Raw genomic sequence first — 18,657 nt, forward strand, 5'->3', positions numbered from 1 at the left:
AGGGAGTACGCGGATGGGTGCCGGTCACGGGCACGTGCTGTACCGGGATTCGGACTCGCCGGTGCACCGGCTCCCGCCCGAGGTCAAGATCGTGGCGATGGTGGTCTTCACGGTCGCCGTGGTGGCCACCCCGCGCGAGGCGTTCTGGGCGTTCGGCGCGTACGCCCTGCTGGTGGCGGCGGTGGCGGCGCTGGCCCGGGTGGGGCCGCGGTGGCTGCTCAGCCGGGCGCTGATCGAGCTGCCGTTCGTGCTGTTCGCCGTCGCGCTGCCGTTCCTCGGCGCCGGCGAGCGGGTCGACGTGCTGGGCCTGCGGCTGTCCGAGGACGGGCTGCACGGGGCGTGGAACATCCTGGCCAAGGGCACCCTGGGTGTTCTCGCCTCGCTGCTGCTCGCCGCGACCACCACCACCCGGGACCTGATCGTCGGGCTGGACCGGCTGCACTGCCCGCAGGTGCTCACCCAGATCGCCACGTTCATGCTGCGCTACCTCGACGTGCTGGTCGGCGAGGCGCGGCGGATGCGGGTGGCCCGGATCTCCCGGGGCGACGACCCGCGCTTCCTGTGGCAGCTGCGCGGCTTCGCCGCCGGGATCGGGGCTCTGTTCCTGCGGGCGTTCGAGCGTGGCGAGCGGGTCTACCTGGCGATGCTGTCCCGGGGCTACACCGGGCGGATGCCCGCCGTGTGGCAGGGCGACGGCGCGGCGACCGCCGGCCAGTGGCTGGTCGCGGCGACCGTGCCGGTGGTGGCCGCCTCCATCGCCGCCACCGCCGTCGTGCTGACATGATCGGTGTCGTGCAGACCGCTGTCTCGCTGGACGTACGTGGTGTTCGCTACGCGTACCCGGACGGGCACGTCGCCCTGCACGGGGTGGACCTGACCGTGCCGCGTGGGGACCGGGTGGCGCTGCTGGGGCCCAACGGCGCCGGCAAGACCACGCTGGTGCTGCACCTCAACGGCATCCTCACTCCGACCGAGGGCACCGTGAGCGTCGGCGGCCTGACCGTGACGCCGGACCGGGCCACGCTGGCCGAGGTGCGCCGCCGGGTGGGCATCGTCTTCCAGGACCCGGACGACCAGCTCTTCCTGCCCACGGTTGCGGAGGACGTCGCGTTCGGGCCGGCCAACCTGGGCCTGCGCGGCGCGGAACTGGCCGCCCGGGTGGACGAGGCGCTGGCCGCGGTGGGGATGAGCGAGCACCGGGACCGAGCGCCGCAGCACCTCTCCTTCGGGCAGCGGCGCCGGGTGGCGGTGGCCACCGTGCTCGCCATGCACCCGGAGATCCTGGTGCTGGACGAGCCGTCGTCGAACCTCGACCCGGCGGCCCGGCGCGAGTTGGCCGAGATCCTGCGCGAGCTGCCGGTGACCCTGCTCATGGTGACCCACGACCTGCCGTACGCGGCGGAGCTGTGTGAGCGCTCGGTGATCCTGGACGGTGGCCGGATCGTCGCCGACGCCCCGACCGTCGACCTGCTGACCGACGCTCCCCTGCTCGCCCGCCACCGCCTGGAACTCCCCTACGGCTTCACCCCACCCGCCTGACCGAGCGGGGTCAGGCTCGGCTGGGGGTGGGGCTCTTTGCGGCCGCGTGCAGGCGGAGGACGCCGGCGGCCGTCGCGCCCGCCCCGGTGACCAGCACCAACGCCACCATGACCCGGGCGGCCTCGGCCGGCCAGGGCACCGGGGCGACGGACCGGGCGAACACCGCGGCGTTGGCCACCCCGGCGAACAGCGCCAGGCAGGCCCCGGCCAACGCCACCGCGAAGTCGGCGGCGGGGCGGCGGGCCAGCGCGTAGCAACCGGCGGCGATCGCGCCGAGGCCGGTGAGCAGCGACCAGACCTGTCCGGACAGCAGCCCGACCAGCAGCGCGCCCACGCCCTGGGCGCCGGCGTCCAGTTCGCGGCCCACCGGGTACAGCACGGCGAGCGCGCCTCCGACGACCAGCAGCGCCCCCACCGCGGACAGCGCCCGCGCGCCGGCCGGCGCGGCGGCGGCGAGCAGGCCGAGCGCACCGACCGCGAGCAGACCCACGATGGTCACCGCCCACCAGGTGTACGCGTCGGGCGGCGGCAGCCAGTCCAGCGTGCCGCGGATCTGCGCCGGGTCGGCGCCGTCGCGCACGGGGATCGTCCAGTCCCGGACCCGGTGCTCCCGATCCGGCGCGGCGCGTACCGCGTCCGGCGGCGCCGACTCCCGCCACAGCGCGCGCTGGTCGTGCCAGCGCACGGTGGGCCCGTCGGAGACCCGCCGCCAGGAGGGGGTTGCCGCCGGGTCCGCCTCGGCGGGCAGGGTGGTGTCCCCGGCGATGGTGCGGTTCAGGTACGTGGCGGGGGAGCGGCTGTTCTCGAAGACGCCGTCCGGGCCGACGCGCAGGTACGGCTCGCCGGAGTAGCCGATCACCTCGATCGGGCGGCCGGTGCGGTTGGTCAGCTCCAGCCGGGCGCCCGCCTCGACGACCCGTACCTCCAGCCCGGGTCGGGCCGGGGCGACGCCGGTGGTCCGGGTGCGGTAGTCGGAGCCGTCGGGGGCGTCCGCGCCGTGTGCGGCGGCGGGCGCCGCGGTGAGCAGGGTGGCCGCGCAGGCGGCGGTGGCGACCAGGCCGGCGCGGGCCAGCAGGGTACGGATCACTTGCCGGCCGCCGCCACGGCCGCGGTGAGGCCCTGCGGGCTGCGGTCGGCCAGCGGCTGACCGTTGACCAGGATCGTTGGCGTTCCGGTGACGTTGCTGCGGCTGGCCTCGTCGGTGACGTGCCCGGTCCACGTCTGGTAGGTGCGGTCCTTCACACAGCCGCCGAACGAGCCCCGGTCGAGGCCCACGCCGGCGCCGATGTCGATCAACTCGTCGTCGGTGAGCCCCGCGCTGCCTTCCGGCGGCTGCCTGTCGAACAGCGCCGTGGCGTACTCGCGGAACTTGCCGCCGGCGGCGGCGCAGCCGGAGGCGGCCGAGGAGCGGGTGGAGTACTCGGTGGTGGAGAAGCGGTTGAGGTACGCCACGGGGTGGTATATCACCTTCGCCTTGTTCTCGGCCACCAACTGCTCCAGGGTCGTCCCGCTGGCCTGCTCGAACTGCTTGCAGGCCGGGCAGAGGAAGTCCTCGTAGACGTCGACGGTGACCGGGCCGCCGCCGGTGACGATGCCGGTGCCGTCGGCGTTGGCGCCGGGCGGGGTGGTGAAGTCGTCCGAGCGCTGGCCGGACCAGACGCTCCAGCCGATCAGGCCGGCGATGACCAGTACGGCGACGGCGGCGGCGGAGACCCAGGCCGTGCGGCGGCGGCGCCGCTCGCTGGCCAGCTGCTGGCGGACCACCCGGGCCGCGTCACGCTGCCCCTTGCGACTACTCATCCTCGTCCTCCACGGCGGGTTCACCGGACAGCCACCCGTCCACCGAGACGGGCGTACGCGGCCAGATCAGCAGAAATCCGGCCAGCACCAAGAATCCCAGGTCGCGAAGGATCTCCGGGAGGTAACTGGGGGCCTGCCCCTCGGCGAGCTGCCCGCCGCTGCCGAAGCAGCCGCAGTCGATCGACAGGCCACGCGCCCAGGCCGAGGCGATCCCCGCGATGAAGACCACCAGCAGCGCGGCCGAGACGCCCGCGCCGAGCCGGGTGGCCAGCCCGAGCAGCAGCAGGACGCCCAGCGCCAGCTCGACGAAGGGCAGCGCGGCGCCGATCACGGTCGCCACGTCGTACGGCATCACCTGGTAGGCGTTCACGGCCCGGCCGGAGGCCGCCAGGTCGCCGACCTTCGACGCGCCCGCGACCAGCCACACGGCGGCGAGGCCGAGCCGGGCCGCGATGCCGAGCCAGGGCCGGACGGCGTCCCAGCGGCCGGCCCGGGTGGAAGGTGCTGTCACGGTCATTGGTCGTCCCGTCTCCGCCGGAAGTTCCGGGCTCAGCCGGTGAGGGCGTCGCCGACCGCCTCGACCAGCTCGTCACGGGCCCGGGCGACCCGGGAGCGGATGGTGCCCACCGGCACCCCCTCGACAGCGGCGGCCTCGGCGTACGACAGGCCGAGCAGCTGGGTGAGCACGAAGGCGGCCCGCCGCTCGGGGCTCAGCCGGCGGACCAGGTCGGCGGCGCCGAGCTGCCCGGACGGGTCGGGGTGCGGCCTGTCGGTGTACGCGTTCGCCGCCAGCCGTTCGTCGAGCCGGCGGCGACGGATCACCGTGCGCAGGTGGTCGGCGCAGGCCCGTCGGGCGATGCCGAGCAGCCAGGTGCGGGCGGTGGAGCGACCCTCGAACGCCGGCAGCGCCCGGAACGCCCGCAGGTACGTCTCCTGGGTCAGATCGTCGGCGCTGTCCGGGTCGACGAGGGCGGCGGCGAAGCGCCAGACCTCGGCCTGGGTCAGCCGGACGAAGGCGGCCTGGGCGGTCGGGTCGCCGTCGCGCGCGGTCAGCGCCCACTCGGTGGCCGGATCCCGGGCGACGTCACCGGTCGGCTCGGCCGGGCCGGCGGCACCGGTGTCACGCGGGACGGGGATCACGACTAACCAGGTTACGCGGCGCCCGACGTGGCGGCGGGGCCCTTCGGCCCCTGGATGTTCTGCGCCACGTCGGGAACTTTTCCCCGCCGTGGGCCGACTACCCCGTCATGACTTGCGACCACGTACGCGCGGCGCTGTCGGCACGGCTCGACGGGGAGGACCCGCAGGCGTCGCCGGCGGTGCTCGACGCGCACACCGCCACCTGCGCCGGCTGCCGTTCCTGGCTGGCCCGCGCCGAGCAGGTGACCCGGCTCGCCCGGGTGCAGCCGGTGGAGGTGCCCGACCTCACCGCGGCGGTGCTGGCCGCGGTCGCCGCCGACTCCGCCCACCGGAGCCCGGCCGCGATCCGGCGGGCCCGCCGGCAGGTGCTGCGCGTCGCGGTGGCGGTGGCCGCGGTGGCGCAGCTGGCCATCGCGCTGCCGATCCTGCTCGCCGGGCTGGGCGTGTCCGTGGATTCGCACACCAGCCGGGAGATGGCCTCGTTCGACGTGGCGCTGGCGGTGGGCTTCGCGCTGGCCGCCTGGCGGCCCGAGCGGGCCCGGGCGTTCCTGCCGGTGGCCCTGGTGCTGGCGGTCTGCCTGGCCGGCACCAGCGTGGTGGACATCGCCAACTCGACCACCGCGCTCGTGCACGAGGCCGGCCACCTCGCCGCCGTGGTCCAGGCCGGGCTGCTGTGGGCGTTGGGCCGCACGGGCGGGGACGACCGGCCGCTCACGCCGGCGCTGGCGGCAGGACGCGGGTGAGTGGCCCGGCTGACTCGGGTAGCCGAGATCGACTCCGGTCGGCGAGCATGGCGGGCATGACTGTCGCCCCCCGCCGCTGGCTGGCCCGGCTCGCCGCCACCGCCGGTCTCCTGGTCACTGTCGTCGCACTGCTGATCGCCCCCGCCACTCCCGCCAGCGCCCACGCGGTGCTGGAGAGCAGCAGCCCCGCCGCCTCGGCGGTGGTGCCGAGCGGCCCGGCCGACGTGGTCCTCACGTTCAGCGAGTCGGTCCGCAAGGTCCCCGGCAAGATCCGAGTCATCGCTCCGGACGGCTCCCGGGCCGACCGGGGCGAGCCGTCCTTTGACGGCCGCGTGGTGTCCATCCCGGTCGACCCGGCCGGGAATCGCGGCACCTACCTGGTCAGCTTCCGGGTGATCTCCGCCGACAGCCATCCGGTCTCCGGCGCGTTCACCTACTCCGTGGGCGCCCCCTCGGCGCCGCCGGTCGACTCCGGCGACGACAGCCGGGCCAACCCGGTGGTGGGCAACGCGGTGAAGGTGGCCCGCTTCCTCGGCTACGCCGGCCTGGTGCTGCTGGTCGGGCCGGCGCTGGTGCTCGCCGCGCTGTGGCCGCGCCGGCTGTCCCGGCGCGGGCCGACCCGGCTGGCCTGGACCGGCCTCGGCCTGGTGGTCGTCGCCACCCTCGCCGACCTGTGGCTGCAGGTGCCCTACACCGCCGGCGGCGGCCTCTTCGAGGTGACCGGCGAGGGGTTCGGCAGCGTGGTGGGCAGCGCCTTCGGCGCCGCCCACCTGGTCCGGCTCGGCCTGCTGGCCGCCGCGGCGTTCCTGCTCCGGCCGATGCTGGCCCGGCCGTCGGGCCGCGCCGACGCGATCATCCTGGCCGTGCTCGGCGGGGCCGCCCTGCTGACCTGGCCGCTCGCCGGGCACCCGGCGGCCTCCCCGGCGCCGGCGGTCTCGGTCGTGGTCGACGCCGTCCACCTGGGCAGCATGGCCGTCTGGCTGGGCGGCCTGCTGATGCTCGCGGGCTTCCTGCTGCGCCAGGCCGACGAGCGGGAGCTGGGCGCGATCCTGCCGATCTGGTCGCGGTGGGCGGCGCTCGCCGTCGCGGCGCTGCTGCTCGCCGGCACCGTCCAGGCGCTGATCGAGGTGGCCACCCTGGACGCCCTGGTCACCACCACGTACGGGCGGCTGCTGCTGGCCAAGATCGGGCTGTTCGCGCTGGTGATCGCGGTGGCCGCGTACTCCCGGCACCTGGTGCGCCGACGCACGGCGGCGCAGCGGCCGGTGCCGGTGCGCCGGGCCGTCCTGGTGGAGCTGGCCGTCACCGTGGTCGTGCTGGGCCTGTCCGCGACGCTGGTCCAGACCACGCCCGCGCGGACCGCCGTCGCCGAGCCGTCCGGCACCCAGGCCCGTCTCTTCACGGCCACCCTCGCCAGCCCGCTCTACTCCCTGCGGGTCGAGCTGGACCCGGCCGAGCGGGGCAACAACTCGATCCACCTGTACGCGTACACCAAGGACGACCAGTCGCAGCCGCAGCCGGTGGCGGAGTGGCGGGCGACCGCCGCGCTGCCCTCGGCCGGGATCGAGCCGATCGAGGTCCCGCTGCTGCCGCTGACGGACAGCCACGCGTACGGCGACGTCAGTCTGCCGGCCGCCGGCGACTGGCAACTGCAGATCACCGTCCGCACGTCCGACATCGACCAGGCCACGGTGACCGCCACCGTGCCCATCCGTTAGAGAGGTTCGTGAATCCATGACCCGTATCCGGCGCACCGCAACCGCCGCTGCCGCCCTGGCGTTCACCGCCGTCGCCACCGCCGTGCTCGGCTTCGCCGGACCGGCGTCCGCCCACGTCACCGTGAACCCGAAGGAGGCGACCCAGGGCGGCTACGGGCGGTTCGCGTTCCGGGTGCCGAACGAGAGCGACAGCGCGTCGACCACCAAGCTGGAGGTGGTGCTGCCGGAGAACGCCCCGGTCGGTTCGGTGTCCACCATGCCGGTGCCCGGGTGGACGGTGGCCGTGGAGAAGCGCAAGGTCGACCCGCCGATCGAGGTGCACGGCAGTCAGCTCACCGAGGCGGTCTCCAAGCTGACCTGGACCGCGACCGGCGACGCCGCGGTCAAGCCCGGCCAGTTCCAGGAGTTCCCCGTCTCGATGGGTCCGCTGCCGAAGGTCGACACGATGGTCTTCAAGACCCTGCAGACCTACTCGGACGGCAACGTGGTGCGCTGGATCGAGGAGCCGACGGCTGGCGGTGCGGAGCCGGAGAAGCCCGCGCCGGTGCTGGCTCTGACCGCGGCGGCGCCGTCGGCGTCCGCCGCCCCGGCCGCGGCGGCCGTCGCCGCGACCGACGACGATGACGACGACGAGGGCGAGGGGACCGCGGTCGGCCTCGGCATCGCCGGTCTGGTCGCCGGCCTCGCCGGACTGGCGCTGGGTGGGCTGGCGTTCGCCCGGACCCGCCGGGAGCCGGTCGCCAAGTCCTGACCCCGCCGCACCCGCTGGCCCGCCGGAGCATCCGGCGGGCCAGCGTGCTTTCCGGGTCCAGACCGACGGTGCTGCGGATATCCCCTGATCAGACGGTGTACGTCGGTAAGGTCGGCCGGGTATCTGGCTACGGAGGGGGACGGTGCGAATGCGTTTCGTGCGGGCGATCGCCGGAGTGCTGCTGTTGGTCATCGGGATTCCGGCGCTGCTCGCCGGTGGCGCGCTCTGGCTGGTGACCCGGCACGCCGACCCCGGGGGGACCTTCGCCGCCCGGTTCGAGACGGTCCGCACGCCCGGCCACGCGGTCGTGGTCACCGACCTCGAACGGCTGCTGCGCCAGGAGGTGCCGTTCGCGCGTACCGCGCAGACCCGGTTGCGGGTGGACGCCCGTACGCCGGACGGCCCGGCCTTCGTGGGGCTGGCGCCCACCGCCGAGGTGCACCGCTGGCTGGAGCCGGTGCCGCACGCCTCGGTCCGCCGGGTGGCGCTGGCGCGGGGTCCGCTGCCGGTCCGGCTGGACGCTGCCGGTCCGGCCGCCCCGCCCGCCGCCGCGGCGGTCACCCCGCTGGGCCGCCCGTTCTGGGTACGCGAGGGGATCGGCTCGCTGGAGTGGAGCGTCGACGAGCTGGCCGGCGAGCCGATGAGCCTGGTGGTGATGCGGCCGGACGGCGGTGCCGACCTGGCGCTGGACCTGCGCGCCGAGTTGCGGGCGGGCTGGACGGCCCCGGCCACCTGGGGGCTGCTGGCGTTGGGAGTGCTGCTGGTGGTGGGCGCGGTGCTGCTCCTGCTGCGCCCGACCCGCCCGCGCGAGGTGGTCTTCGTGGTCGAGCCGGACCAGGTGCCGGTGCTCGCCGGCCGGCTCGGGGTGACGTCGTTGACCGGACTGGGCGCCCCGCCCGCCCGGGACGCCACACCGGCACGGTCGCTGCCGGCCGGGCGGCAGCTCACACCGGTCGGCTCCGGCGGGGGCGGGCGTGCCCGCCCGGCGATCGGCGCCGAACCGGCCCGGCCCGCCACGCTCGCCGACCTGGAGGAGTCGCCCCGGCCGGCCACGCTCGCCGACCTGGAGGAGTCGGCCCGGTCGCCCCGACCGCCGGAGGTGACGCTGAGCCTGGCCTGGCCGCCCGCCAGCCCGGAACCAACCGCGCGGCCGGTGACGGTGGACGGAACGGCGAGCGGCCCCCCGCGCTGCCGACGCGGAGGGCCACCCTCACCGGGGGATCGGTGCTACCCGAGCGACGCTTGAGGTAGGTGAGACCAGATTAGCGCCGATGGTGGCTAGTGGGGAGGTCTGTCCATTTGGTGCGACTTTTCCACTCGGCGGCCGACCGGACCGGCAGGGTCGCCAGCAGCAGCAGGCTGAGCAGCACGTAACCGTTGCGGAGCACGAAGTCCACCGGGTCGTCGGTGCGGACCGGGGCCACGCCCCAGTCGTGGAACGACACGACGCCGTAGATGCTGACGGCCGCGGTGCCCACCGCGAGCCCGGCCAGCCACCGCCGCCGGCGCGCCTCCTCGGGGCGGCCCGCGCTCAACGCCGCGTCCGCGAGCAACACCACCGCCGGCACGAACCAGTAGATGTGGTGCGTCCAGGTGATCGGGCTGACCAGGGCGCCGACCAGACCGGTCAGGGTGAGGCCGGTCAGCGCGTCACCGGCCCGGGCGGCACGGGCGGCCCGCCACAGCCCGTACGCGGCCACCACGGCGACCAGCAGCAACCAGAGCAGCCGGTCCGGCTTCTCCGGCGCGCTGAACCGGCTGAGCAGACCGAACAGCGACTGGTTGCCGGTGTAGTCGGTGCGGCCCACCCGGTCGGTGGCCCACAGCTCGTGCGTCCAGAAGCGCCACGAGTCACCGGGCGCGACCGCCGCCGCGAGCAGGGTCGCCGCCGCCGCGGTCGCGCTCGCCACCGCTGCGGCCCGCCACCGCCGGGTCGCCAGCAGGTACACGATGAAGATGCCGGGGAAGAGCTTGAGCGCGGTCGCCAGCCCGATGCCGACCCCGGCCCAGCGCCGCGCCTGCGGCACGGCGAACAGCAGGTCGGCCAGGATCAGCACGACCAGCAGCATGTTGATCTGCCCGAAGGTGATCGTCTCGCGGGTGCTCTCCACCCCCAGCACCAGCAGCACGGCCACCGTCAGCGTGAACGTGCGCGGCAGGTTGTGCCGGGCGATCACCGGCGTCAACAGCCACCGGGTGGTCACCACCACGGCCAGCACGGTGAGCACCGTGAAGATCGTCACGGTGGCGCCGAGCCGGATCAGCCCGAACGGCCAGAGCAGCAGCGCGCTGAACGGCGGGTAGGTGAAGTACAGCTCGCCCTGCACGCGGTCCGGTTGGACGTAGTCGTAGAGCGGGTTGCCCGCCGTCCACCAGTCCATCGCGGACATGTAGATCTTCAGGTCGAAGAAGTTGTGCACCAGGCCGGGCAGGTAGAGCGCCGGCAGGACGGCGATCAGCGCCACCACCGCGACGAGTCGACGGACCGTACGGCCGCCGGGGTCGTCGTCGGTGACGGCGGGCGGTGCGACGGGTTCGGCTGGCACCCCGAAACCCTAGCGGGCCGCTCGGTCGAGAGCGCGCAGCCGCGGGTCATGGGCTGCGCGTAGGCTGTCCCGGTGGCTGATCTCCTCGTCTGGATCGACTGTGAGATGACCGGGTTGGACCTCGGCAGGGACAAGCTGATCGAGGTTGCGGCACTGGTCACCGATCCCGACCTCAACGTGCTGGGTGACGGTGTCGACGTGGTGATCCACGCCGACGAGGCCGCGCTGGAGGCGATGCCGGAGATCGTCCGGACGATGCACGCCAAGTCCGGCCTCACCGAGGAGGTGCGCCGCTCGCCGGTGACCCTGGCCGAGGCCGAGGACCGTGTTCTGGAGTACGTCAGCAGCTTCGTCAAGGATCCGCGTACCGCGCCGCTGTGCGGCAACTCGATCGCCACCGACCGGGGCTTCATCGCCCGGGACATGCCCCGCCTCGACGCGCACCTGCACTACCGGATGATCGACGTGTCGTCGATCAAGGAGCTGTGCCGCCGCTGGTACCCCCGTGTGTACTTCGGCCAGCCGCAGAAGGGCCTGGCGCACCGCGCGCTGGCCGACATCCGGGAGAGCATCCGGGAGTTGGAGTACTACCGGCGGACGGTCTTCGTGCCGCTGCCCGGCCCCGACGTGGAAACCGCGAAGGGCATCGCCGCCGACCTCTGACCCCTGGTGCGCGTCAGGGCACGTCCTGGCAGCGGTCACGGTGCGAGCGGGTGGGGCGCGGCAACCCGCTGGACGCGGTAAGCCGGGGTGTGGCTATTATTGGTCCGCACCCCGCCCGGGGCTATCGACCGGGCGACGGCGGCATGGTGGCTGTAGCTCAGTTGGCAGAGCACCGGGTTGTGGTCCCGGTTGTCGTGGGTTCAATTCCCATCAGTCACCCCAGCCAGTGGACGGCAGGCCCCCTCAGTGAGGGGGCCTGCCGTCGTTTGTGGGTGAACCGTGATCGAGGGCGGCGCATGGAGACGCCCCCTCCGTGGAGGGGGCGTCGGTTGGTGCGGGATGCTCAGGCGGTCGGTGTGGGAGTCGGGGTGCCGGCGTCCGGGGTGGGCGTGGCGTCCGGGTCGGCCGGCGGCTCGTACGGCAGGGCGCTGCCCTTGACGTACTCGTCCCAGCTCATGTTCCAGTCGGTCCAGCCGTTGCCGTTCTGGAGCTTGCGCTCGGTGCCCTTGACGGTGATCGGGTCGCCGATCTGGGTGTTCTTGAAGAGCCAGTCGCCGTTGGCCATCGACACGTTCACGCAGCCGTGCGACACGTTCGTGGTGCCCTGCTGCCCCTCGGACCAGGGTGCGGCGTGGATGAACTCCCCGCCCCAGGTGAGCCGCTGGGCGAAGTCAATCTTGGTGCGGTAGCCCTCCTCCGGGCCCAGCTCCTCCATGGTGTCGAAGACCGTCTTGCGCAGCTTCTCGATCACCACCATGGTGCCGCTGGACGAGGGGGTGCTCTTCTTGCCCAGGCTGACCGGGATGGTCTTGACCACCGCGCCGTTCCGGGTCACCGTCATCCGCTTGGTCCTGTTGTCCACCGTCATGATCACCGCCGCGCCGATCTTGACGTCCACGGAGAGGTCGGCGCGGCCGTACCAGCCGTCGCCCAGCGGCAGGCCGCCTGCCTGCACCCGGTAGGAGACCTTGCTGTTGGCCTTCCAGAACTCCTTCGGCCGGTACCGGATCTCGGTGGGGCTCACCCAGTGCCAGATGCCCGCCTGGGCCGGCGCCGAGGTCACCGTCATCCGGCGTTGCACGTCGTCGCGGTAGTCCTCCGGAATGGCCCGGCTGAACTTCACGATCAGCGGCATCCCGACCCCGACGACCTGGTTGTCGCCGAGGAAGCTGCTCACCCGCACCTGCTTGCCCGGCTTGGCCATCGTGGTGAAGGTGCTGGTCGCGGTGGCGGGACGGCCGTCGTCACCGGTGGCGGTCACCGTGGCGGTGTAGCTCGTGCCGTACTCCAGTGCGCCGGCCGGCAGCCAGGTCTTGCCGTCCGCGGCGAGCTTGCCCTCGACCGCCTTGCCGCCCGCGTCCTTGAGCTCGACGGCGGTCTCCACGGCGTCCTTCGTGGTGAAGGTGATGCCCGTGGACGCCGGTACGTCCTTGGCGTCGGTCGCCGGTTCGCTGATGGTCGCCGCCGCCTTCGGCGCCTGGCTCTCGCCGCCGCCCTGCCACGAGGACGGCTTACCGCCGTCGCTGTCCGTGCAGGCGGAGGTGAAGGCCAGCGCCACGGCGAGAAGCCCCGCCGCGAACACGCGGCGTCGCCCACCGGGCCGGATCAACTGGTCCTGGCTAGCTCGCATGATTCCCTCACAGTCGCGTGGTCCCTGACCCATCGTCTCCTACTGACGCACCAGGAACGGCCCCGGTTGCCGAGGGTGAACCGGAACACGCCGACGATGATGCCGGAAAATTGCTAGAATCCGGCGATTCGTGAGCCTGGCTCGTCTCCGTGCCGGGACTGAGGGGTCGCCGCGGGCGTCGTCGCACCGCGGGCAGAGCAAAGAGTACGCGCCGGCCCGCGCCGTCGCACGGGCCGGCGCGGACCGCCGAAAGCGCTCAGAGCGCCGGTCCGGACCCGCCCTCGGGCACCGGCAGCGCGCTGCCCTTGACGAACTGCGACCAGCTCAGGCTCCAGGCCGTCCAGCCGTTGCCGGCGGCGAGCTTGCGCTCGGTGCCCTTCACGGTGATCGGGTCGCCGATCCGTGTCTTCTCGAACAGCCACCGGGCGTTCGCCATCGACACGTTGACGCAGCCATGCGACACGTTCTGCCGGCCCTGCACGTGCTCCGACCAGGGCGCGGCGTGGATGTACTCCCCACCCCACGTCAGCCGCTGGGCGAAGTCGATCTCCGTGACGTAGCGGTTGGCCGGGTCCGGGTCGTCGCGGGTGTCGAAGACCGTGGACTCCTTCTTCTCCATCACCACCATCGTGCCGCTGGACGACGGGGTGCTCTTCTTGCCCAGGCTCACCGGCACGGTGCGGACCAGCGCGCCGTTCTCGTACACCGACATCTTCTTGGTGGCGTTGTCGACCTTCATCACGAACGACCGGCCGATCTTGGCGGTGGCCTTGCGGTCGACGTCGCCGTAGCGGCCGTTGCTCAGCGGCACCCCGGCCAGGGCGATCCGCACGGTGATGGTCGTGCCGGGCTTCCAGTACTCCGGCGCCCGGTAGTACGCCTGCGTGCCGTTGTCGACCCAGTGCCACGCCCCCGGCTGCGGCGGGTCGGTGCGGACGAACATCCGCTTCTGCACCGCCGCCCGGTCCTTCTTCGGGATGCCCGGGTGGAACTCCGTGACCACCGGCATGGCCACCCCGTAGCTCTTGTCGTCGAAGAGGTAGAGGCCGGACCCGACGGTCGACCTGGGCTTGGCCATCGTGGTGAAGCTGCTGGTGCCCTGGCTGCTCGTCCCGCCCGGCCCCGTCGCGGTCACCGTGGCCGTGTAGCGGGTGCCGTACTTCAGCGGGGCGGACGGCACCCAGGCGGAGCCGTCGGTGCGCAACGTGCCCGTGACGGCGCCGCCACCCGCGGCGGTCAGGGTCACCGCGGACACCTTCGCGCCGTCCGGAAGCTTCGCGCTGATCTCGGTGCTCACCGGCTTGTTCTTCGTGCCGTCGGCCGGGCTCAGCGTGAGCGGAGGACCGCTCGGCTCGGCCGGCGCCGCCGGCTCGGACGTGCCGGGCGCGGCGCTCGCGCTGGACTCGGCCCCGCCGACGAATTCCGGCTTCTTCTGCTCGTCGCCGCACCCGGTCAGTGCCAGCGACGCCACCAGGGTCAGAGCGCCCACCACCGCCCCGGCTCGCGTGAACCGTGCCATCCCCACCTCTGTTCTCGCGTACCTGGCGGACATCGTGCCGTATCACCGCCGCGACCCGTGCCCCTGTGCCGCGTGCCCGGGTCGATTTGCCCCGTTCTGTCGGCTAAGCTCGACCGAAGGGGGGACCCGGGTAACCGGATTGGAGCCCCGCTCGGCGGGGTGCTAATGTTCTCTCCGTTGCCGACGAGCGCCGCTAGCTCAACTGGCAGAGCAGCGGACTCTTAATCCGCGGGTTCGGGGTTCGAGTCCCTGGCGGCGCACCAGCAATAACCTGGGCATTCACCCTCGCGGGTGGGTGCCCAGGTGCCGTTTCGGGGCGAGTGACAGCAACGGCGGCAGCACAAGTGTCACTCGTCAACGTCATCGCCCGCCCAGGCTCGGAGAGCCGTTGCGCGCGAGCAGCTCCTCACGTCGCAGGTCAATGAAACAAGTAGCCGATGATCGCGCACTCGCAACGGGGAGCCGCTCCTCGCCGGCGCGTGCGGGGATGACAAGGGTTCCTGTGCGCATAACGTGTACTCGATGATCCGACCCGCGTTCCTGGACGCCGCCGAGACCGCCATGGCCCTGTTGCGCAATCCGATACTGGCCGAGCAATGGTCCTCGCCCAGCGCACTGCCGGACTTCTCCACCGGCGGCCTCGCCCGCCACCTGGCCAACCAGGTCACTCAGACCGTGACGTTCCTCGCCGCGCCGCCAGGAGAATCGGCGATCTCGGTGCTGGAGCACTTCACCGGCAACGCTTGGGTGACTTCAGGCGTGGGTAGTGCCGACAACATCGACATCCGGCGCCGCAGCGAGCAGACTGCTGCAGCGACGACCGCCAGGGAGCTGGCGGACGCGGTCGATGCGGCATTGACCGACCTGGGTGCCACGGTGACAGCGCAACCGCCCGACCGCATCGTGGACCTCGGCGACTGGGGCCTAAAGGTCGACGACTTCCTGCTGACCCGGGTCATGGAGCTGGTCGTGCACACCGACGACCTGGCAGTCAGCCTCGGCTTGCCGACGCCACCGATGCCGCAGACAGCGACTGAAGCGACAATCCAGCTGTTGAGCAGCCTTGCGGCCTGGCGACACGGTTCCCTGAACGTGATACGCGCGCTAGCTCGGCAAGAACGAGCTCCCGCCTCCATCTCCGCCCTCTAACTGGTGGAGCGCTGTGCTCCCACCGGACCAGCGATAGCGAGGCCGACGCCAACGGTTCCGACCTCGACGGCGGTCCGGGCCGCGAGTTGTCGTGCTGCTTCACGCCTGGTCATGCTCTCTGCCTAGCCTCCTGCGTCAAGGGCGTGCTGTTGACAGCAACGGTGACAGCAACCGGGGCAGCCGACACCACGCCCTGACCCCGCTGTGGCACTAGGCGGACCGAGGCGGCGAGCGATGGACCATCACGCCGGCTGTCTCTTAATCCGCGGGTTCGGGGTTCGAGTCCCTGGCGGCGCACATCGATCAAGGCCCCGACCAGCATGAAGCTGGCCGGGGCCTTGATGACTGTCTAGGAACTCTCGGGGATCTTGTCATCCAGATGTGCCCCGAAGAAGTCGGCGAGCTTGGCGACCGCCGGTGTCACGTACTCGTCCTTGTCGTAGAGGGCGACGTGGCTGGCACCGTTGATCCAGTACTGCTCCTTGGGCTCCCGCGCGTTCTCGATGGCGTGCGTGGTCATCCACGAGGTGACGGCCTCCGTCCCAGCGATCATGAGCAGGGGGCGCGGTGCGACCAGCTCGATGAATCGGAAGGCGTCGAATGACGCGATGCGGTCCACACTGTTCAGGGTGAAGAACTTCGCCGAGCGCGCGTGCGCCGCCCGGTCGGTGCCGTAGTACTCCCACCCTTCGAAGAGGTGCTGGCCACCGGCACGAGCCTGTGCCTCCGTCTCCGGGAAGATCGGGAAGACGCCGACGCCTTCACCGCGGGCCTCGCTGGTGCGCGCCGCCGCTGCGGCGTCGAGCAGGCCCTGGAGGATCGCCGGGTCCTGCGTGCCGTCGGCGCCTTCGCGGAACTGGCGGCCCATGTCGACGGCGCTGACCGTCGCGACGGCCCTGATGCGGTGATCGGTGGCGGCGGCGGGAATGACGTAGCCGCCGGACGCGCAGAGGCCGAGCGCGCCGATCCGGTCGGGATCGACGTCGGTTCGGGTGCTCAGGAACGAGACCGCCGCCTTGATGTCCTCGACGCGGTGCGCCGGGTCCTCGAGCCCGCGCGGCTCGCCCTCGCTCTCGCCCTGGTGGGCGGCGTCGAATGCGAGGGTGACGAAGCCATCGAGGGACAGCCGTTCGGCGTAGAGACCAGCGGCCTGCTCCTTCACGCCGCTTCCGGGATGTCCGACGACGATCGCGGGCCGAGGACCGCCGGGCTGCCCGTCCGGGACGTAGAGATGACCGGCGAGGGTCAGGCCGGCGCTGTCGAACGTGACGTTCGTCTTCATATGGGTCTTCTCCACTGAGATGTTCGAAGGGGGCGATGTTCCGCCAGTTCCGCCCCGCCGAGCGGCCGGGGCACGAACCCAAGGCTCGCCCGTCTCCTCGCGCTACGGGCAGGGCGAAGTTCTGCCCGGGGCAGCCGGCTTCGGGGGAAGGAATCTGCCTCCCCACGTCCGACCTCGCTGCGGAGAATGGAATCCGTGAGAACAGCATCGGGCGGCTCTTCCGAGTTCAAGGACTTCCTCCGAGCCCGGCGCGCCCAGCTGACACCACAGGAGGTCGGTCTTCCCGACACGGGGTCGTTCCGACGGGTGGAGGGGCTGCGCCGGGAGGAGGTCGCACAACTTGCCGCTATCAGCGTCGACTATTACACCCGACTTGAGCGGGGCCGGGTCGAAGCCTCCGCCTCGGTACTCGTGACTCTGGCCCGCGCACTCCGATTGGACGATGACCAGCAGGCATACCTGTACGAACTGGCCGGTAAGACGGCAAGCCGGCCGCGTCGTCGCCCTGTCCAGCGGGTCCGGCCGGCCATGCGGCGCTTGCTCGACCAACTCACCGAGAGCCCGGCAATGGTGCTCGGGCGACGTATGGACATCCTCGCGTGGAACGCCAGCGCCGCCGCCCTGTTCGCCGACTTCGCCCACATCCCCGCGAACCGGCGCAACTACGTCCGTCTGCTCTTCACCGATCCCGCCGTGCGGGCCCTGCACATCGATTGGAAGGAGGCCGCCCGCACCAGCGTGGCTTCCCTCCGCATGGAAGCCGCTCATGATCCTCATGACCCGGATCTCGCTGCGCTCGTCGGCGAGTTGTCGGTGCAGACAACGACTTTCGCACCTGGTGGGCCTCGCACCAGGTCGCCAGCACCAGTTACGGCACGAAGCACTACCGCCACCCCGTCCTGGGCGAACTCACCCTCGACTGCGACGTGTGGGACAGCCCGGACGGCAGCGGACAGCGCCTCATGGTGTTGACCGCCGAACCCGGCACCCCCTCACACCAGGCCCTGGGGATTCTTGCCTCCCGGACTGCCGAAGCTCCGGGATCGCACGATTCCAACCCGTAACGGCGAGCCGTGACGTACACCGTCGACCCGGAGCTGCCGTCACGCGGGCGAGGCCGGCGCCATGGTCCTCGTCGACCAGGGCGAGATCGATCCACGGTCCTTACCGTTCGCTGTCCAGCTCCGCCATTGCCGGGGCCCCGTACCGTTCACCGGCGGCGGCGCCGGCCGGTACCGCCAGTTCGATGGCGGCCAGATCGTCGTCGGTCAGCGTCAGGTCGAGCGCGCCCAGCGACTCGGCCAGCCGGTCCGGGCGGCGGGCCCCGACCAGGGGGACGATGTCGTCGCCGCGGCTGAGTACCCAGGCGATGGCGACCTGCGCGACGGTGACGCTGCGCGCGTCGGCGATCGTCCGCAGCGCCTCGACCAGGCCCAGGTTCGCGAGCAGGTTGTCGCCCTGGAAGCGCGGGCTGAAGCCACGGAAGTCGCCGGGGGTGAGTGCGCGGTCCGCGGTCCATCGGCCGCTGAGCAGGCCGCGGGAGAGCACCCCGTAGGCGGTCAGGCCGATGCCCAACTCGCGCAGGGTCGGCAGGATCTCCGCCTCGATGCTGCGGGAGAGCAGCGAGTACTCGATCTGCAGGTCGCTGATCGGGTGTACGTCGGCGGCCCGCCGGATGGTGTCGGCGCCGACCTCGGAGAGGCCGATGTGGCGTACCCGGCCGGCCTGCACCTGCTCGGCGATGGCTCCGATGGTCTCCTCGATCGGCACGTCGTGGTCGATTCGGCTGAGCCGGTAGATGTCGACGTAGTCGGTGTCGAGGCGGCGCAGGGTGTACGCGAGGAAGTTGCCAACCGCCTTGGGTCGGCCGTCGGAACCGTGCCAGCCGCCAGCGGCGTCCCGCAACGCCCCGAACTTGACGCTGATCTTCACCTGTTCCCGGTCGCGGCCGCGCAGCGCCCGGCCGATCAGCATCTCGTTGTGCCCCATGCCGTAGAAGTCGCCGGTATCGATCAGGTTGATCCCGGCGTCGAGCGCGGCGTGGATCGTGGCGAGGCCCTCCGCCTCGTCGGCGGGGCCGTAGAGGTCGGACATCCCCATGGCGCCGAGCCCGAGCGCGGAAACCTCCGGTCCGGTACGGCCGAGCGTACGCGTCTGCATGTCAACTCCTGTCTTGA

16 protein-coding genes, 2 tRNA genes and 2 pseudogenes are annotated in these 18,657 nt (G+C 72.4%); 11 read left to right on the forward strand and 9 right to left on the reverse strand.

Annotation, left to right across the window (positions count from 1 at the left end):
• The first annotated feature begins 13 nt into the window (after nucleotides 1–13).
• Both cbiQ and DKT68_RS14790 read left to right on the forward strand, forming a co-directional pair.
• Nucleotides 14–784, forward strand: coding sequence for a cobalt ECF transporter T component CbiQ (gene cbiQ, locus DKT68_RS14785; RefSeq protein ID WP_109817983.1), 771 nt, complete (start codon nucleotides 14–16; stop codon nucleotides 782–784).
• A complete protein-coding gene (locus DKT68_RS14790; protein ID WP_109817984.1) occupies nucleotides 781–1,539 on the forward strand; it encodes an energy-coupling factor ABC transporter ATP-binding protein in 759 nt (252 codons plus the stop codon). Before cbiQ ends, DKT68_RS14790 begins: the two co-directional genes overlap by 4 nt.
• Before the next feature lie 10 nt (nucleotides 1,540–1,549).
• Here DKT68_RS14790 and DKT68_RS14795 read toward each other — a convergent pair whose 3' ends face one another.
• From DKT68_RS14795 to DKT68_RS14810, 4 genes are read right to left on the reverse strand one after another with little or no spacing between them, the layout of a single operon-like run.
• Complete coding sequence (locus tag DKT68_RS14795; protein WP_109817985.1) at nucleotides 1,550–2,626, reverse strand: hypothetical protein; 1,077 nt, start codon at nucleotides 2,624–2,626, stop codon at nucleotides 1,550–1,552.
• Nucleotides 2,623–3,339, reverse strand: coding sequence for a DsbA family protein (locus DKT68_RS14800; protein WP_109817986.1), 717 nt, complete (start codon nucleotides 3,337–3,339; stop codon nucleotides 2,623–2,625). The genes DKT68_RS14795 and DKT68_RS14800 overlap by 4 nt, the downstream gene beginning before the upstream one ends.
• Complete coding sequence (locus DKT68_RS14805; RefSeq protein WP_109817987.1) at nucleotides 3,332–3,856, reverse strand: MauE/DoxX family redox-associated membrane protein; 525 nt, start codon at nucleotides 3,854–3,856, stop codon at nucleotides 3,332–3,334. Before DKT68_RS14805 ends, DKT68_RS14800 begins: the two co-directional genes overlap by 8 nt.
• 32 nt (nucleotides 3,857–3,888) lie before the next feature.
• Nucleotides 3,889–4,479: a sigma-70 family RNA polymerase sigma factor gene (locus tag DKT68_RS14810; protein WP_109817988.1), complete on the reverse strand. Its 591-nt coding sequence runs from the start codon at nucleotides 4,477–4,479 to the stop codon at nucleotides 3,889–3,891.
• Between the two features lie 107 nt (nucleotides 4,480–4,586).
• On the opposite strand from DKT68_RS14810, the gene DKT68_RS14815 reads away from it, so the two are divergent.
• From DKT68_RS14815 to DKT68_RS31995, 4 genes and pseudogenes are all read left to right on the forward strand, one after another.
• A complete protein-coding gene (locus DKT68_RS14815; RefSeq protein ID WP_109817989.1) occupies nucleotides 4,587–5,222 on the forward strand; it encodes a zf-HC2 domain-containing protein in 636 nt (211 codons plus the stop codon).
• Between the two features lie 47 nt (nucleotides 5,223–5,269).
• Nucleotides 5,270–6,940 carry a copper resistance CopC/CopD family protein gene (locus DKT68_RS14820; protein WP_109817990.1) on the forward strand — a complete coding sequence of 557 codons (1,671 nt, stop codon included), beginning with the start codon at nucleotides 5,270–5,272 and terminating at the stop codon, nucleotides 6,938–6,940.
• Between the two features lie 16 nt (nucleotides 6,941–6,956).
• Nucleotides 6,957–7,691: a YcnI family copper-binding membrane protein gene (locus DKT68_RS14825; RefSeq protein WP_109817991.1), complete on the forward strand. Its 735-nt coding sequence runs from the start codon at nucleotides 6,957–6,959 to the stop codon at nucleotides 7,689–7,691.
• A gap of 670 nt (nucleotides 7,692–8,361) precedes the next feature.
• Nucleotides 8,362–8,937, forward strand: a pseudogene (locus DKT68_RS31995) (hypothetical protein); the annotation flags it as partial.
• Nucleotides 8,938–8,953: 16 nt separating this feature from the next.
• Here DKT68_RS31995 and DKT68_RS14835 read toward each other — a convergent pair.
• Nucleotides 8,954–10,237 (reverse strand): glycosyltransferase 87 family protein, encoded by a 1,284-nt coding sequence (locus DKT68_RS14835; RefSeq protein ID WP_109817992.1) that lies wholly within the window; start codon nucleotides 10,235–10,237, stop codon nucleotides 8,954–8,956.
• A 72-nt stretch (nucleotides 10,238–10,309) separates the two neighbouring features.
• Between DKT68_RS14835 and orn the strand changes: the two genes are divergently transcribed.
• Nucleotides 10,310–10,900, forward strand: a complete 591-nt coding sequence (gene orn, locus DKT68_RS14840; protein WP_109817993.1) for an oligoribonuclease — start codon at nucleotides 10,310–10,312, stop codon at nucleotides 10,898–10,900.
• Between the two features lie 146 nt (nucleotides 10,901–11,046).
• Nucleotides 11,047–11,122 (forward strand) — tRNA-His (locus DKT68_RS14845).
• Nucleotides 11,123–11,243: 121 nt separating this feature from the next.
• Here DKT68_RS14845 and DKT68_RS14850 read toward each other — a convergent pair.
• Entirely contained in the window at nucleotides 11,244–12,530 is a 1,287-nt protein-coding gene (locus DKT68_RS14850) for a L,D-transpeptidase (protein ID WP_109817994.1), read from the reverse strand.
• A gap of 256 nt (nucleotides 12,531–12,786) precedes the next feature.
• Nucleotides 12,787–14,049, reverse strand: coding sequence for a L,D-transpeptidase (locus tag DKT68_RS14855; protein WP_109817995.1), 1,263 nt, complete (start codon nucleotides 14,047–14,049; stop codon nucleotides 12,787–12,789).
• 187 nt (nucleotides 14,050–14,236) lie between these two features.
• Here DKT68_RS14855 and DKT68_RS14860 point away from each other — a divergent pair.
• Nucleotides 14,237–14,312: transfer RNA gene (locus DKT68_RS14860), tRNA-Lys, on the forward strand.
• 259 nt (nucleotides 14,313–14,571) lie between these two features.
• A complete protein-coding gene (locus DKT68_RS14865; RefSeq protein WP_109818034.1) occupies nucleotides 14,572–15,198 on the forward strand; it encodes a maleylpyruvate isomerase N-terminal domain-containing protein in 627 nt (208 codons plus the stop codon).
• Between the two features lie 349 nt (nucleotides 15,199–15,547).
• Here DKT68_RS14865 and DKT68_RS14870 read toward each other — a convergent pair whose 3' ends face one another.
• Nucleotides 15,548–16,480, reverse strand: coding sequence for an alpha/beta hydrolase (locus DKT68_RS14870; RefSeq protein WP_109817996.1), 933 nt, complete (start codon nucleotides 16,478–16,480; stop codon nucleotides 15,548–15,550).
• A 186-nt stretch (nucleotides 16,481–16,666) separates the two neighbouring features.
• Between DKT68_RS14870 and DKT68_RS14875 the strand changes: the two are divergent.
• Nucleotides 16,667–17,544: pseudogene (locus DKT68_RS14875) on the forward strand (helix-turn-helix domain-containing protein).
• Between the two features lie 100 nt (nucleotides 17,545–17,644).
• Here DKT68_RS14875 and DKT68_RS14880 read toward each other — a convergent pair.
• Nucleotides 17,645–18,640 (reverse strand): aldo/keto reductase, encoded by a 996-nt coding sequence (locus tag DKT68_RS14880; RefSeq protein WP_109817997.1) that lies wholly within the window; start codon nucleotides 18,638–18,640, stop codon nucleotides 17,645–17,647.
• Nucleotides 18,641–18,657: the final 17 nt, after the last annotated feature.

Source organism: Micromonospora acroterricola, assembly GCF_003172955.1.
Lineage (GTDB): Bacteria > Actinomycetota > Actinomycetes > Mycobacteriales > Micromonosporaceae > Micromonospora > Micromonospora acroterricola.

Coding starts and splice junctions, on each gene's coding strand:
- cbiQ (WP_109817983.1), top strand. CDS start 14: ATGGGTGCCGGTCACGGGCACGTGCTGTACCGGGATTCGGACTCGCCG.
- DKT68_RS14790 (WP_109817984.1), top strand. CDS start 781: ATGATCGGTGTCGTGCAGACCGCTGTCTCGCTGGACGTACGTGGTGTT.
- DKT68_RS14800 (WP_109817986.1), bottom strand. CDS start 3,339: ATGAGTAGTCGCAAGGGGCAGCGTGACGCGGCCCGGGTGGTCCGCCAG.
- DKT68_RS14805 (WP_109817987.1), bottom strand. CDS start 3,856: ATGACCGTGACAGCACCTTCCACCCGGGCCGGCCGCTGGGACGCCGTC.
- DKT68_RS14815 (WP_109817989.1), top strand. CDS start 4,587: ATGACTTGCGACCACGTACGCGCGGCGCTGTCGGCACGGCTCGACGGG.
- DKT68_RS14820 (WP_109817990.1), top strand. CDS start 5,270: ATGGCGGGCATGACTGTCGCCCCCCGCCGCTGGCTGGCCCGGCTCGCC.
- DKT68_RS14825 (WP_109817991.1), top strand. CDS start 6,957: ATGACCCGTATCCGGCGCACCGCAACCGCCGCTGCCGCCCTGGCGTTC.
- DKT68_RS14850 (WP_109817994.1), bottom strand. CDS start 12,530: ATGCGAGCTAGCCAGGACCAGTTGATCCGGCCCGGTGGGCGACGCCGC.
- DKT68_RS14855 (WP_109817995.1), bottom strand. CDS start 14,049: ATGGCACGGTTCACGCGAGCCGGGGCGGTGGTGGGCGCTCTGACCCTG.
- DKT68_RS14865 (WP_109818034.1), top strand. CDS start 14,572: ATGATCCGACCCGCGTTCCTGGACGCCGCCGAGACCGCCATGGCCCTG.
- DKT68_RS14870 (WP_109817996.1), bottom strand. CDS start 16,480: ATGAAGACGAACGTCACGTTCGACAGCGCCGGCCTGACCCTCGCCGGT.
- DKT68_RS14880 (WP_109817997.1), bottom strand. CDS start 18,640: ATGCAGACGCGTACGCTCGGCCGTACCGGACCGGAGGTTTCCGCGCTC.